Origin of the sequence: Arthrobacter sp. SO3, from assembly GCF_020532825.1 — a bacterium.
Lineage (GTDB): Bacteria > Actinomycetota > Actinomycetes > Actinomycetales > Micrococcaceae > Arthrobacter.
This window is the reverse complement of the sequence record NZ_MQTS01000065.1, coordinates 2,773-16,120: the sequence shown is the minus strand read 5'-3', so window position 1 is coordinate 16,120 and position 13,348 is coordinate 2,773. Positions and strand designations below refer to the sequence as shown.

Annotated in this window: 13 protein-coding genes; 6 read left to right on the top strand and 7 right to left on the bottom strand. The window is 68.7% G+C overall.

Annotated elements, in window-relative coordinates:
• The first annotated feature begins 78 nt into the window (after positions 1 to 78).
• Both BJQ90_RS07035 and BJQ90_RS07030 read left to right on the top strand, forming a co-directional pair.
• Positions 79 to 1,731, top strand: a complete 1,653-nt coding sequence (locus tag BJQ90_RS07035) for a molybdopterin-dependent oxidoreductase (RefSeq protein ID WP_226759579.1) — start codon at positions 79 to 81, stop codon at positions 1,729 to 1,731.
• Between the two features lie 36 nt (positions 1,732 to 1,767).
• Entirely contained in the window at positions 1,768 to 2,784 is a 1,017-nt protein-coding gene (locus tag BJQ90_RS07030; protein ID WP_226759578.1) for an asparaginase, read from the top strand.
• A 163-nt stretch (positions 2,785 to 2,947) separates the two neighbouring features.
• On the opposite strand, the gene BJQ90_RS07025 is transcribed toward BJQ90_RS07030, so the two are convergent.
• Positions 2,948 to 5,107 (bottom strand): PIG-L family deacetylase, encoded by a 2,160-nt coding sequence (locus BJQ90_RS07025; protein WP_226759577.1) that lies wholly within the window; start codon positions 5,105 to 5,107, stop codon positions 2,948 to 2,950.
• A gap of 471 nt (positions 5,108 to 5,578) precedes the next feature.
• Here BJQ90_RS07025 and BJQ90_RS07020 point away from each other — a divergent pair, with 471 nt between their 5' ends.
• The gene (locus tag BJQ90_RS07020; RefSeq protein ID WP_226759576.1) at positions 5,579 to 5,998 is read left to right on the top strand and encodes a sterol carrier family protein; all 420 of its coding nucleotides are present in this window, start codon (positions 5,579 to 5,581) and stop codon (positions 5,996 to 5,998) included.
• Between the two features lie 71 nt (positions 5,999 to 6,069).
• On the opposite strand, the gene BJQ90_RS07015 is transcribed toward BJQ90_RS07020, so the two are convergent.
• The 5 genes from BJQ90_RS07015 to BJQ90_RS06995 all read right to left on the bottom strand — a co-directional run bounded on the left by BJQ90_RS07015 (position 6,070) and on the right by BJQ90_RS06995 (position 10,212).
• Positions 6,070 to 6,831, bottom strand: a complete 762-nt coding sequence (locus tag BJQ90_RS07015) for an SDR family oxidoreductase (RefSeq protein WP_226759575.1) — start codon at positions 6,829 to 6,831, stop codon at positions 6,070 to 6,072.
• Positions 6,832 to 6,894: 63 nt separating this feature from the next.
• A complete protein-coding gene (locus BJQ90_RS07010; protein ID WP_226759574.1) occupies positions 6,895 to 7,221 on the bottom strand; it encodes a hypothetical protein in 327 nt (108 codons plus the stop codon).
• A 76-nt stretch (positions 7,222 to 7,297) separates the two neighbouring features.
• Entirely contained in the window at positions 7,298 to 8,008 is a 711-nt protein-coding gene (locus BJQ90_RS07005; RefSeq protein ID WP_226759581.1) for an HAD family hydrolase, read from the bottom strand.
• Between the two features lies 1 nt (position 8,009).
• Positions 8,010 to 8,318, bottom strand: coding sequence for a YegP family protein (locus tag BJQ90_RS07000; protein WP_226759573.1), 309 nt, complete (start codon positions 8,316 to 8,318; stop codon positions 8,010 to 8,012).
• 85 nt (positions 8,319 to 8,403) lie between these two features.
• Complete coding sequence (locus tag BJQ90_RS06995) at positions 8,404 to 10,212, bottom strand: glycoside hydrolase family 15 protein (protein ID WP_226759572.1); 1,809 nt, start codon at positions 10,210 to 10,212, stop codon at positions 8,404 to 8,406.
• On the opposite strand from BJQ90_RS06995, the gene BJQ90_RS06990 reads away from it, so the two are divergent.
• From BJQ90_RS06990 to BJQ90_RS06980, 3 genes are read left to right on the top strand one after another with little or no spacing between them, the layout of a single operon-like run.
• Entirely contained in the window at positions 10,211 to 10,378 is a 168-nt protein-coding gene (locus BJQ90_RS06990; protein WP_226759571.1) for a hypothetical protein, read from the top strand. The two genes, BJQ90_RS06995 and BJQ90_RS06990, sit on opposite strands and share 2 nt — an antisense overlap.
• 32 nt (positions 10,379 to 10,410) lie before the next feature.
• Positions 10,411 to 11,166, top strand: coding sequence for a DUF72 domain-containing protein (locus tag BJQ90_RS06985; protein WP_226759570.1), 756 nt, complete (start codon positions 10,411 to 10,413; stop codon positions 11,164 to 11,166).
• Positions 11,167 to 11,226: 60 nt separating this feature from the next.
• The gene (locus BJQ90_RS06980; protein ID WP_226759569.1) at positions 11,227 to 12,297 is read left to right on the top strand and encodes an App1 family protein; all 1,071 of its coding nucleotides are present in this window, start codon (positions 11,227 to 11,229) and stop codon (positions 12,295 to 12,297) included.
• 7 nt (positions 12,298 to 12,304) lie between these two features.
• On the opposite strand, the gene BJQ90_RS06975 is transcribed toward BJQ90_RS06980, so the two are convergent.
• Positions 12,305 to 13,348: glycoside hydrolase family 1 protein (locus BJQ90_RS06975; protein ID WP_226759568.1), on the bottom strand; the 1,044-nt coding region annotated here is incomplete at its 5' end.

Sequence of the window (13,348 nt, the reverse complement as noted above, 5' to 3'; positions counted from 1 at the left end):
TCCCAGGGGAGGGCATGTCCCACGGGAGGGCGGGCGCCCGGCGGCAATCCGGGGCCGGCGCGGCTACGAAGACCAGATATGGACAAGCCCAGCACGCAGACGCCCCGCGCGGAAGAACTCAGCATCCGGACACCCGCCCGGACGCAGCCCGGCAAACAGACACCCGCCAAGCGGCTGTCCGGACCGACCGCCCTCGCCGCGCTGGCCGGGGTGGCTGCTGCCGCCGTCGTCCTGTCCGTCGCCGAACTGATCGGCGCATTCTTCACGGCGCGGGCGACGCCGGTGATCGCCCTCGGCTCGACCTTCATCGACTTCACCCCGCCGTGGATGAAAGATTTCGCGATCGCCACCTTCGGCACCAATGACAAGCTCGCGCTGTTCGTCGGCATGGCCGTGACCATCCTGCTGCTCGCCTGCGTCCTCGGCATCGTGGCCTACCGCAAGTGGGCCCTCGGCGTCTTGGGTGTGCTGCTGATGGGCGCCGTGATCGTTGGCAGCGTGGTGACCCGGGCCAGTGTGAAGCCGCTGGACGCGATCCCCACGCTGATCGGCACCGCGGCCGGCCTCATTGTGCTCCGCTTCCTGATCACGAGGCTCTGGCGGATGCGGCAGTGGCCGGACATGGAAGCCGGGCTGGCCGCCAAGGATCCGGAACGCCCCGCCACCAGCCGCCGCGCTTTCTTCGCCGCGACCGGCGTCACCGCCGCAGCCTCAGCCATCGCCGCGACCGGCGGACGACTGCTCAGCGCCGCCCGCAGCAACGTTGCCCAGGCCCGCGATTCCCTCCAGCTCCCCGCTCCGGCGAAACCGGCCGCAGCGGTACCCGCCGGCGTGCAGTCCAAGACCCCCGGGGTCACACCCTGGCTGACGCCCAACAACGACTTCTACCGCATTGACACCGCCCTGAGCGTGCCCGAAATCAACGTCCAGGACTGGGAGCTGCGCGTCCACGGCCTGGTGGACCGCGAGGTGCGGCTCAACTTCCAGGACCTGCTCGACGCGCAGCTGATCGAATCCCACGTGTCGCTGACCTGCGTGTCCAACCCCGTCGCCGGGAACCTGGCCGGCAACGCCAAATGGCTGGGCATGCCCATCCGTGACGTGCTCAAGATGGCCGGAATCAAGGACGGCGCGGACATGGTGCTCTCCACGTCGATCGACGGATTCAGCGCATCGACTCCGCTCGAGGTCCTCCAGGACGACCGCGACGCCATGCTGGCGATCGGCATGAACGGTCAAGCCCTGCCGCTGGAGCACGGTTACCCGGTGCGCATGGTCGTCCCCGGCCTGTACGGCTTCGTCTCCGCCACCAAATGGGTCGTGGACCTGGAAGTCACCCGATTCGCGGACAGCAAGGCCTACTGGACGCAGCGCGGCTGGTCCGAGCGCGGGCCCATCAAGACCATGGCCCGGGTGGAGGTCCCGAAATCCTTCGCCAAGGTCCCGGCCGGGCGGGTCGCGATCGGCGGCACCGCCTGGGCCCAGACCCGGGGCATCACCAAGGTTGAGGTGCAGATCGACGGCGGGCCCTGGACCGAGGCGGTGCTGTCCACCGAGCTCTCCGTTGTGACCTGGCGGCAGTGGTCCTTCGACTGGGAGGCCACCCCCGGCCCGCACTACATCAAGGCACGCGCCACCGACGGAACCGGGGAGGTCCAGACGGAGAAGCGGGCCGATCCGGTCCCCGACGGCGCATCCGGCTGGCAGTCGCTGATGGTGACCGTGGAATAACCGGGGTATCCCTGCCGGGCACCATAGACTTGCTGCATGCCCCTGAATTCGCATGCCACCTTCACCGTCGAGTCCGCCGTCGAACTGGCTGTCGTTGAACGCAGCGGCTTTGTGGAGTCCCGGCACATCGGCTCCGCCGTCCTCATCGCCGGGGACGGCACGGTCGTCACCGAACTGGGCGACATCACCACCCCGATCTATGCCCGGTCCACGCTCAAGCCGCTGCAGGCTCTCGCCTCTATGCAGGCCGGAGTCCCCCTGCGCGGCGCGCAGGCAGCGATCGCCTGCGGCAGCCACGTCGGCTCACTGGACCACATGGACGTCGTCGAAGGCATGCTCAAGGCCGCCGGGGTCAAGGAAGAGCAGCTGCAGTGCCCCGCTGCGTGGCCAGAGGATGAGACCGCCCGGAACTGGCTGGTCCGTTCCGAACGCGGAAAGTCCAAGCTCGCCTTCAACTGCTCCGGAAAACACGCCGCGTTCCTTTGGGCCTGCACCGAAAACGGCTGGGACACCCACAGCTACCTGGAGCCCAACCACCCGCTGCAGCAGCGCATCCGCTCCGTGATCGAGGAATACTGCGGCGAAAGGATTGCCCATCTCGGCATCGACGGCTGCGGCGCCCCCGTGGCTGCCGTCTCGCTGACCGGCCTCGCGCGGGCCTTCTCCAAGCTGGCCAAGGCCCCCGGGGACAAGCATTCCAACGCCCGCGCCGCCACGATCGCCACCTCGATGCTGGACTACCCGTGGGCTGTGCAGGGCAAGGGCGAGTGCAACACGATCGTCATGGACGACCTGGGCATCCTCGCCAAGATCGGCGCCGAGGGCGTGCTGGTGATGGCCACCCCCACGGGCGCCTCCGTCGCCATCAAGATCCTCGATGGCAGCATCCGGGCCACCACCCTTGTCGGGCTGACGCTGCTGGCCGCGGCCGGCGCTGTCGACGTCCCGGAAGTGGCCAGTGTCCTGGACAAGGTGGTCAGCCCCGTCCTTGGCGGCGGCCGGCCGGTGGGCAAAATCCGCCTCGGCCACGCCGTCTCAGCACTGCTCGACTGACCGGCACCGCCCACCGGGCGTAACTGCCCGACGTCGGCCTGCCCGGCGGCGTCACGCCACGACGGCGGCGGAGAAGACGGTCTGGTCAGAACGGGCGGCCGACGGCGGGACCGGACACTGCCGGACAGGCTGGCTTCCCGGACGCGCGTCCGGGAAGCTGCCGTCAACTCCCGTAGGCCTGCAATTCGGCGAGTCCAACGTTCCGTGTGGTGCCGCTGACGGTGGTGACGGTCAGCCGCAGGCCGGTAGTGGCACGGTCCGTGAAGCTGATGCTGGTCGCCTGTCCGGCGTTGTCCAGGGCCGGCACCGGAACCGTGGTGCCGTCGGAGAAGGTGAGGGTGCCGCCGGTGATCTGGTCGTTGCTGTTCGGCCGGTCATAGAGCACCACCCGGTTCAGGGTGACCGCTGAGGGGAACACGAGATCCAGGTAGCTTCCTGCCTTCCCGCCCACGGTGGCCCATTCCCGGGTGCTGTCCACGGGGTAGCCGGCAACGACGCCGTCGACGGCCTTCACAGCGGTTTGGCCCGAGGCGGTGTTCTGGGAGCTGGCGGTGACCGCCGCCGACAGGGCGGCGTTGGTCGGCGCGGGGGCGGGGGCAGCCGGCGTAGTTGCGGTCGCGGTGCCGAGGTAGGCCTGGAGTTCGGCCAGTCCGACGTTCTTGGTGGTGCCGCTGACGGTGCTTACGGTCAGCCGCAGGCTCGTTGTGGCGCGGTCCGCAAAGCTGATGCCGGTCGCCTGTCCGGCGTTATCCAGGGCCGGCACCGGCACCGTGGTGCCGTCGGAGAAGGTGAGGGTGCCGCCGGTGATCTGGTCGTTGGTGTTGGGCCGGTCGTAGAGCACCACCCGGTTCAGGGTGACTGCTGAGGCGAAGGCGAGCTGGATGTAGCTTCCGGCCTTGCCGCCCACGGTGGCCCATTCCCGGGTGCCGTCCACGGGGTAGCCGGCAATAACGCCGTCGACCGCCTTCACCGCGGTCTGGCCCGCGGTTGTGTTCTGGGAGCTGGCGGTGACCGCCGCCGAGCCCGCGACGTTGGTAGCGGTCACGGGGGCCGCGGTGCCCGGGTAGGCCTGCAGTTCGGCGAGTCCGACGTTCTTGGTGGTGCCGCTGACGGTGGTGACGGTCAGCCGCAGGCCGGTGGTGGCGCGGTCGGTGAAGCTGATGCTGGTCGCCTGTCCGGCGTTGTCCAGAGCCGGCACCGGAACCGTGGTGCCGTCGGAGAAGGTGAACGTGCCGCCGGTGATCTGGTCGTTGGTGTTGGGACGGTCATAGAGCACCACCCGGTTCAGGACGACGGCTGAGGCGAAGGCAAAATCGATGTAGCTTCCGGCCTTGCCGCCGACGGTGGCCCATTCCCGGGTGGGGTCCACCGGGGAGCCGGCAATGACGCCGTCGACCGCCTTCACAGCGGTTTGGCCCGAGGCGGTGTTCTGGGAACTGGCGGTGACCGTCGCAGACCCCGCAACGTTGGTGCCTGTGACGACGGGGCCGACAGCGGGCGCCGCTGCCGTCGGGTCGACGGTGTATGACCGGGCGAGCCAACCGCCGACCGAATTTGTGGAGCAAGCGTCGGCGGTGGTGCAGGTCTTGGAATCATGCTGGGCGTAAGCCAGGAAGGCGTTGGTCTTGTCCGTCAGATCGGGATCGGCCACATTGGCCGGGCGGTCGGAGATGGGGTAGCCCTGGTATCCGGTGACCGTGTGGGGCACGGCATATTTCTGCTGCGCCGCCCACACCAGGTAGCCGACGGTGTGGTGGTCGCTGTGGTCCCCGTCGCCGTAGCTGCCGGCGAAGTCAAGGGTGGCAATCTGATCCGGCTGGAAGCTGTTCATCAGCGCCAGGATGGTGACCTGAAGCTCTGTGAGGGTGTACGACGACGAGCTGTTGACTGCGCTGATTGTGCTGATTGCTCCGACGTACAACTTCTGGAGGCTCTGGTAGCCGTAGTCGGACCCGCCTCGTCCATCGCGGAACCCGTCAGGTAACCGCATGAACGCGAGGGAGATTTTGGGGGCCCCGGCCAGGGTGGACACCGGGATCGGGTGTCCGGCGATCCCGGCATCAGCGGTGGTCCAGGTGTCCTCGACCCCGGCGATCTGGGCGTAGGCAGCCCGCACCCCGGCTTCCCGGGAGCTCCAGTAGGCTTCGGAGTCATTTGCGTCGCCGGCGGTGACGTAGACGGTGCGCACGCACAACCCGCCGCGGATCTTGGAGAGGAGCGAGGGGCTCTGGAACAACAGATCGTCGTCCTGGTGGGCGACGATGTTCATCGCAGTCCCCGCCGTGCACCCGGTGTCGGCCGAAGCATGGGGCGCGGTCGCCATGTTCCCAGTGAGCGCGGCGACAACCGCCGACGCGAGCAGTGCTAGGGACAATCGACGAAGCCGGGGACTTGGCATCTGGCTCATCCTCACTGGTCATCGAACGACTGTTTCTGTGGTGCCGCCCGTTGCCGCTGGCCCTGTGACGAGCCCTTACTCTCGAGGATGCTGGCCCTGCGGCACGTCACGCTACGAGGTCGGCTACCCGATTAGTGCGGCGCAGCACCCGTCTTTGTGAGGCGGCTACTTGCCCATGTGGTTGCGACAACCGGCGCGGTTCCACTGGGGGACCCCGCAAAGTAAAACTACATCTGTTTTACTTAATATTCAAGCTACATGGTTTTCCATGTAGTTGTGCGGCTGGGATGACGCGGGATGCGGGACCGCCGGCGAGGGCTAGCGGGTAAGCTGGGTCAAGGTTTGAAAGAGCGGCCTGCCGCTGACGCTGTGGATCGGCCGGGAGGCAAGTTAAGGGTGGTTTCGAGACGTCGTATCGGCCTCGACGAGGGCCGGGCCGCCCTCGCGGCGTGGCTGGAAGCCAACGCGCCGGAGTCGGCCGCCGATCCGGCTTCGGCCGCTGCTTCCGGCAAATCCGGGGCCGCGGCGCCGGTCCCCCGCGGCACACTGGCGATGGCGGTCCGCTACTCCCTGGAGGAGGTCACCGCGAGGGCGCCAGGTAACTCGGTGGAGGTCCGCGTCCCGCCGTTCGGCGTCACGCAGTGCGTGGAGGGCCCGCGGCACACCCGGGGCACACCCCCGAACGTCATCGAGTGCGACGCCGCCACCTGGCTGGCGATGGCCAGCGGTCAATTGAGCTGGGCGGACGCCGTCGACGCCGGCCGGGTCGCCGCCTCGGGGCTGCGCGCCGACCTCTCGGGCCTGCTGCCGCTTTAGGCTGGCCGGGGCCGGCCTCTCGGGCGTGCTGTTGCTCTAGCCAAGCTGCACCAGGGCAGGCTGCCCCGGGGCTACCCGCGCCCGATGAAGGGCATCCCGGCGGCGGTAATCACGAGTGATCCCACGCTGGCCGAGGGTGGCATGCCGGCCATGAGGAGCACGGCGCGGGCCGCGTCATCGACCGGGAAGGTCGGCTCCACGCGGCTGCTGCCGTCGGCCTGGACAGCCCCGGACCCGACGCCGATCGTATCCATCAGTTCTGTGGCCGTATTTCCGATGTCAATCTGGCCGCATGTGATCCCGAATCCGCGGCCGTCGAGTTCAATGCTCTTGGTCAGCCCGGTCAGGGCGTGCTTGGTGACGGTGTACGCCACCGTCCGCGGCCGGGGTGAATGCGCGGCGATCGAGCCGTTGTTAATGATCCGCCCGCCCTGCGGCGACTGGGCCTTCATGGCCCGGACGGCGGCCGCGGCGCACAGCAGGGACCCGGTCAGGTTCACCGCCACGGTGGTGTCCCAGTCCGCCAGGCTGATCTCGTCCACGGAGGCGGCCGGGCCGAACACGCCGGCGTTGTTGAACAGCACGTCCACGCGCCCCCAGTGCTGGAGGGCCGCGGCGAAGAGCCGTTCGACGTCGTCGGGCACCGTGACATCACAGGGAACCGCCAGCGCCTGGGCATGTCCCGCCCCGGTCTCCAGCAGCGGTGCTTCCCGCCGGCCGGCCAGCACCACCCGGTACCCGTCGGCGAGCATGAGCCGGGCGACTGCCCGGCCGATCCCCGAGCCGGCGCCGGTGACTACGGCTACGCGGCCGGGCAGGTGCTGTCGTGTCATCCGGCCAGCGTATGCCGAGTTGCCGGGCCATGACAGTGTTCCGGCCAACATTGCGGCAACGTGTCATCCATCCAGGTGCGGGCCGTCCCCGCCCCGGCGGGATCGCCGGCCGGTGCGGTAACCGGACCAGAACGTGAGCGTCAGCAGTCCGACCCCAGCCAGCACAACGCCCGCCCATTTCTCCGCGTCCATGATCAGCAGGCCTTGGGGGACGAAGGTCTGCTGGGACAGCGGGGCATAGGCAAACCAGCCGAAATTCTCCTGCCGCACCGGCAGCGAGAGCAGGACCATGCCCGCAGCCAGCAGGGCCACGGCCAGAAACGGCACCGTAAATCGGGCCAGCCGCCCGGCGCGGGACGGCCCGGACTCCTTCTCCCCCATTGGATCCATGGACACACTGTAACCACAGGTCAGCGGCAACCACATCTCAGCGGGGTGGTCACGGGCACGGGAGGCCCGGCTCCGCCTAGCTCTGGCGGACGCGGGCGGCGAGCCGTCCGATCGCGCTGTCCGGCAGGTTCTCCAGGAGCGCCCGGGGGCCCTCGTAGATCTCGACGGCGCCGGCCTCGCGCAGTTCCGCTGCGCTGGTGCCGCCGCACGTCAGTCCGATGGCCGGAATGTCGAGCTTCCCGGCGGCGTAGATGTCCCAGACGGCATCGCCCACATAGACGGCGTCGGAGGCGTGCACACCGACCGCGTCGAGGGCGGCAACGAGGATGTCCGGCGCCGGCTTGCTTTCCTTCGCGTCGGCCGAGCTCGTGGCCGCGTCGATGAAGGAGTCGGCCCCGATTGCGGTCCGCAGCACTTCGAGGTCGCGTTCCCGGGCCGAGGAGGCCAGCGCCACGGCGAGCCCGCCGTCGTGGCATCGCTCCAGCAGCTCGCGGGCGCCATCCAGCGCTCCCAGCGAAGGCCAGAACGCGGAAAATACGGCGGCGTGCGAGGCCATGATCGTACTGTCGCCCCCAGTGTCCCGGTCAGCCGGCAGGAGCTTGTCGAGGATCCTGTCCCCGCCCATGCCGACCGAGCGGTGGATGCTCGCCATCGGTACGTCGTAGCCGGCCTGCCGGAACGCCTGCCACCAGGCCACGGTGTGGAAATAGACGGAATCGACCAGGGTGCCGTCGACGTCGAACAGCACCGCGGCTTTGCGGCGGCCACCGGGCGGGGCGGGAGTCATGTCAGTGATGAGCACGCGCCCGTTTTCCGGCTGCCAGCGCCCCGCCGGACAGGGAGGCTCCGCGGCCTGCGCCCCCGGCGGTTCTTCTGTTCACCCTGGCGAGTGGCCCCACCGGCACGGACTGCCCGCCGGCGCTGCGGTCCCGGATCAGACCCGTGCCGGCGATTTCGCGGGCCTGGGCCACGCCGGCGACGGCTGCCCTCTTGGTCGGATACGTGACCGTCACGGCCATCAGCGCACCGGCGCCGTCCAGCATCCGGATCCGGTAGCCGCCGTCGGGCGCGTCCACGAGCTCGAAATACCCAGCCATTGCACACTCCTAAATCCTCTGCCCCATCGTTGGGATATTAGTAAGTATACTTATCTAAACTCTGGAAGAAAACCCTAGTCCTGGCTTACGGGCTTCGCCGTTCCACTCCCCGGAGCGGGGTGTCGCTGCGGTGCACGCCGTCTTCATGCAGTTCCAGGGCGCTATTGATCAGGGCAAAGTGGCTGAACGCCTGCGGCGTATTACCCAGCTGCCGCCCTTCCTCGATGTTCCATTCCTCGCTGAGGAGTCCGACGTCGTTGCGCAGCGCGAGCAGCCGCTCGAACAGTTCCTGCGCCTCGTGGTGCCGGCCGGCCCCCAGGAGCGCCTCGACCAGCCAGAACGAACAGGCGAGGAACACCCCCTCCCCGCCGGGCAGTCCGTCGTCGCATTCTTCCGGCTTGTAGCGGCGCAGGAAGCCGTCGTGGGTCAGTTCCTGCTGGACGGCATCAATCGTGCCGATGACGCGGGGGTCATCCGGAGGCAGGAACCCGACGCGCGGGATCAGCAGCAGGCTCGCGTCGAGCTCTGGCCGGCCGTAGGACTGCAGGAAGGTGTTGCGCCCGGCGTCGAACCCTTTGGACATAACGTCGGCATGGATCGTGTCCCGCAGTTCCTCCCAGCGGTCCGCGGGGCCGGGGAGGCCGAACTCCCGGACGCCCCTGACCATCCGGTCGGCCGCCACCCATGCCATCACCTTGGAGTGGGTGAAATGCCTCCGTGGCCCGCGCATCTCCCAGAGCCCGTTGTCGGGCTGGTCCCAGGCCGTCTCCAGATGCTCCATCAGGGCGATCTGCACATCCCAGGATTCGTCGGTGCTTTTCAGCAGCGAATTCCGGGTCAGCGACAGTCCGTCCAGCACCTCGCCCCAGACATCAAGCTGCAGCTGGCCGGCCGCGCCGTTCCCGGTCCGGACCGGGGCGGAATCCTCGTACCCCCGCAGCCAGGGCAGTTCCATCTCGGGCAGGCGGCGTTCGCCATGGAGGCCGTACATGATCTGCAGGTCTTTGGGGTCTCCCGCCACTGCCCGCAGGAGCCAGTCGCGCCAGGAGGCGGCCTCCTCCGTGTAGCCCGCCGCGAGGAGCGCCTGCAGCGTCAGGGTGGAGTCGCGGAGCCAGCAGAACCGGTAGTCCCAGTTCCGTTCGCCGCCCAGTTCCTCCGGCAGGGAGGTCGTCACGGCGGCCACTATTCCGCCGGTGGGCGCGAAGGTCAGCGCTTTCAGCGTGATCAGCGAGCGCTGCACTGCCTCCCGGTACCGCCCGGTGACCGTGCACTTGGCCGACCAGCTCCGCCAGAATTCCTCGGTCGATGCAAGGACCTTCTCCGGGTCCAACTTGCGGGGACGGTAGAGGTGGCTCGGCGTCCAGGTCAGCACGAACGGCACCCGTTCCCCTGCTGTGACGGTGAAGTCGCTGATGGTCCGCAGGCGTTCGCCCCGCAGCGGCGCCTCGGTCACGAGGTACGCCGCGTCGGGACCGGCCACCGCGTGAACCCCGTGCTCGTCGTGGCGGACCCAGGGGACGATGTGGCCGTAGTCGAAGCGCAGGACCAGTTCACCGCGCATCCTGACCGTGCCGTGGATGCCCACCACGATCCGCACGATGTCCGCCACCGCGTCGCGGGGCGGCATGAAGTCGATGACCTTGACCGTTCCGGTGGGCGTCTCCCACTCGGTTTCCAGGATGAGGGTGTCCTTGCGGTACTGCCGGCGCGTGCATTCCCCGCCGCCCTCCGGCGCCAGCAGCCAGCGTCCGGCCTTGGGCGTGTCCAGCAGCGCGCTGAAGCAGGCCGGCGAGTCGAACCGCGGCAGGCAGAGCCAGTCGATCGAACCTTGGGTGCTGATCAGGGCAGCAGTGTGCAGATCCCCGACCAGTGCGTAATCTTCAATGCGAGCCATGGGACTTACAGTGCCACACCCGTTTGCCCGGGGACTAGGTTCCATAGATGCTGAAGCGGAACGTGCCGCGGCAGCCGTCGTGCGCGGACCGCTGCCGGAGGCCGGGCGGCAGCGGCGGGAAGACGCCGTCGCCGAACATGCCGGCGAGTGGGCCGGGGAAGTCTAGGCGGGCACAGCCGGCCGGGAAAGGGACGGACGATGGACCACGGCACACCCGGGAACGGAACGATGCACATCGGCACCAGCGGCTGGAGCTATGACCACTGGGAGAACGTGCTTTACCCGCCCGGGCTGCCGGCGCGGGAGCGGCTGGCGTACTACGCGGCCCGTTTCAGCACGGTGGAGCTGAACGCCAGCTTCTACCGCTGGCCCCGGGACACCTCCTTCGCCAGCTGGCGGCGGCGGCTTCCGCCCGGCTTCCTGCTCTCAGTCAAGGCCCCGCGCGGATTGACGCACGGGAAGAAGCTCTACGCCCCGGAGGTCTGGATCGAGCGGATTTCCCGGTGCTGGCACGAACTCGGCGAGAAGCGGGCGGTGCTCCTGGTCCAGCTGCCGCCGGCGTTCGCCCGGGACGACGCGCGGCTGGAGTACTTCCTGGCGGCCCTGCCCGACTGGATCCGGGTGAGCGTGGAATTCCGCCATGAAAGTTGGGACGATCCCGGGGTCTACGCGCTGCTGGAACGCCACGGCGCCGCCTACTGCATCATGAGCGGCGCGGGGCTCCCCTGCGTCCTGCGCGCCACCGCACCCTTCGTCTACGTCCGGTTGCACGGCCCGGACCGGGAGTACGTCTATGGCGGCTCGTACCCGGACGAGGACCTGCACTGGTGGGCGGACCGGATCCGCGAATGGCAGGCGGGCGGCAGGGAGGTCTTCGTGTATTTCAACAACGACGGCGGCGGGAACGCCGTGCGCAACGCCGACACCCTGCGCCAAATGCTGGGCGCTGTCTGAACGCCCGGCATTTCCCGACGCCGTCCGTGGCGGAAAGGTCCCTTGTGGCAGAGTGGAGGCATGGAATTGGCCTCACAGCACTCACCCCGGCAGCAGCCGGTCACCGGCAACCGGGCCTTCCGCCTGGCGCACCTAGTCTCGGATACCGTCAACGGGTTCCGCCTGCAGGCGGCCAAACGCTGGCAGTTCATCCCGCAGACCATCGCCTACCAGGGGTACGGCTCCACGAACTGGGTCCGGGTCCTCGGCCGCGTGGTCCTCACCAGCAGGCCGCACCCCGGCAGCCGGGAGGAACATGCCGCCAAGAACGGCAACCAGAACATCCGGGGCTGGCGCGCATTCACGTCCGTCCCGATCCAGTTCACCGAAGTGGAAATCGAAATCGGCGGCGTGACCGCCCGGGTGCATGCGGACCGCGGCGGCCTCGTGGACACCATCGTCAAGGTGACCCTCACGCCAGGGTGGCACACCGCAGTGCTCCGCGCCGAGGGCACCGAGCCCACCGAGGCGCGGATCTACGTCATTACCCCCGACACCAAGCTGGGGATCGTTTCCGACATTGACGACACGATCATGGTCACGGCCGTGCCCCGCCCCTTCCTGGCGCTCTGGAACACTTTCGTCCTGAACGAGCGGGCCCGGATGGCGACACCCGGCATGGCCGTGCTGATGGACCGCCTCCTGGTCGAACACCCGGAAGCCCCGGTGATCTACCTCTCGACCGGCCCGTGGAACGCCGCGCCCACCCTGGCACGGTTCCTGAGCCGAAACCTGTACCCCTCCGGCGCCCTACTGCTCACCGACTGGGGCCTGACCCAGGACCGCTGGTTCCGCAGCGGCCAGGAGCACAAGCGCCGCAACCTGGAACTGCTCGCCGAGGAATTCCCGAACATGCGCTGGCTGCTCTTCGGCGACAACGGCCAGCACGACGAAGCCATTTACTCGGACTTCGCCCGGCAGCATCCCGACAACGTCGCCGCCGTCGGGATCCGCCAACTCTCGGCGGGCGAGGCTGTGCTGGCCGGCGGCCACTCGGACACCGGCGACCACACCGGAACGTCCGTCCCGTGGCTCTACTCCCCCGACGGCGCCGGACTGGCCAAGGGCCTGCTGGACATGGACCTTCTCTAGCCTGGCGCTAGCCGACCGGGTGGGGGCGTTCGACGTCGGACGCCTGCGCCGCGGCGCCAGCAGCCACGTCCCCGGCAGCCACGTCCCCGGACGCTGGCGTTGCGGGGGCCTTCGGGGCTGCGTCCCGGTGGCGGGCGGCGAGCACTTCCTGGAGCCAGTAGTAGGAGGCCTTCTTCGTGCGGTTCTGGGTCTCACGGTCCACGTGCAGCAGTCCGAACTGCTGCTTGTAGCCGCCGGACCATTCGAAGTTGTCCATCAGCGACCAGACGTAGTATCCGCGCAGGTCCACGGATTCCGCCGGGCCGCCCGGTGACGTCGCTTCAATCGCGGCGGCAATGTGATCCGACAGGTAGCGGGCACGGCGTTCGTCCGGGATGATGAGCCGGCCTTCCCGGTCCCGGATCTCCAGGTCCTCGAAGCTCGCCCCGCCCTCGGTGACGTAGACGGGCGGAAGGTCGGGGTAGCGTTCCGCCATTTCCGCGAGCGCGACCCCCATGTACTCCGGTTTGATGGGCCAGCCGTATGCGGTGGTCTCGGTGTCCGGGAACGAGGCAATGTGGAACGGGGCGCCCGGTGCGGTGCCGCTCAGGTCATCGCCCATGGCCTCTGCCATCCCCTTGGGCACGGCGCCTTCGCCCGGACCGGACGCCACGCGCGTTGGCATGTAGTAGTTGAGCCCGTAGAAATCCAGCGGCTGCGAGATCAGCGCCATATCCTCGCTGGACGGGCTGAAGGAGGAGAAGAATGTGGCGGCCCGGACGGTGTCGGGGTACTTGCCGAGCAGGACGGGGTCCGCGTAGAGCCGGTTCTGGGCCATGTCCATCAGCCCGGCGCTGAGCTTGTCCAGCGGGTTGATCGAGGCGGGCACCATGGGCGAATACACGTTCGTGATGCCAATGTCACCTGGCACGTTGGCGGCCCGGAGGGCCTGCAAGGACAGCCCGTGGCCCAGGAGCTGGTGGTGGACGCTCGGCAGGGCCTTCAGCATCAACGCCTCGCCCGGCGCGTGCATCCCCAGCATGTAGCCGTTGGTGCTGACCGTGGCGGGTTC

Bases quoted from the DNA above. Each gene is read 5' to 3' on its own strand.
- BJQ90_RS07030 (WP_226759578.1), top strand. From the start codon at position 1,768: ATGCCCCTGAATTCGCATGCCACCTTCACCGTCGAGTCCGCCGTCGAA.
- BJQ90_RS07000 (WP_226759573.1), bottom strand. From the start codon at position 8,318: ATGGCTGGGTATTTCGAGCTCGTGGACGCGCCCGACGGCGGCTACCGG.
- BJQ90_RS06980 (WP_226759569.1), top strand. From the start codon at position 11,227: ATGGAATTGGCCTCACAGCACTCACCCCGGCAGCAGCCGGTCACCGGC.
- BJQ90_RS06990 (WP_226759571.1), top strand. From the start codon at position 10,211: ATGGGACTTACAGTGCCACACCCGTTTGCCCGGGGACTAGGTTCCATA.
- BJQ90_RS07015 (WP_226759575.1), bottom strand. From the start codon at position 6,831: ATGACACGACAGCACCTGCCCGGCCGCGTAGCCGTAGTCACCGGCGCC.
- BJQ90_RS06995 (WP_226759572.1), bottom strand. From the start codon at position 10,212: ATGGCTCGCATTGAAGATTACGCACTGGTCGGGGATCTGCACACTGCT.
- BJQ90_RS07025 (WP_226759577.1), bottom strand. From the start codon at position 5,107: ATGGCGACCGCGCCCCATGCTTCGGCCGACACCGGGTGCACGGCGGGG.
- BJQ90_RS06985 (WP_226759570.1), top strand. From the start codon at position 10,411: ATGGACCACGGCACACCCGGGAACGGAACGATGCACATCGGCACCAGC.
- BJQ90_RS07010 (WP_226759574.1), bottom strand. From the start codon at position 7,221: ATGGATCCAATGGGGGAGAAGGAGTCCGGGCCGTCCCGCGCCGGGCGG.
- BJQ90_RS07005 (WP_226759581.1), bottom strand. From the start codon at position 8,008: ATGACTCCCGCCCCGCCCGGTGGCCGCCGCAAAGCCGCGGTGCTGTTC.
- BJQ90_RS07035 (WP_226759579.1), top strand. From the start codon at position 79: ATGGACAAGCCCAGCACGCAGACGCCCCGCGCGGAAGAACTCAGCATC.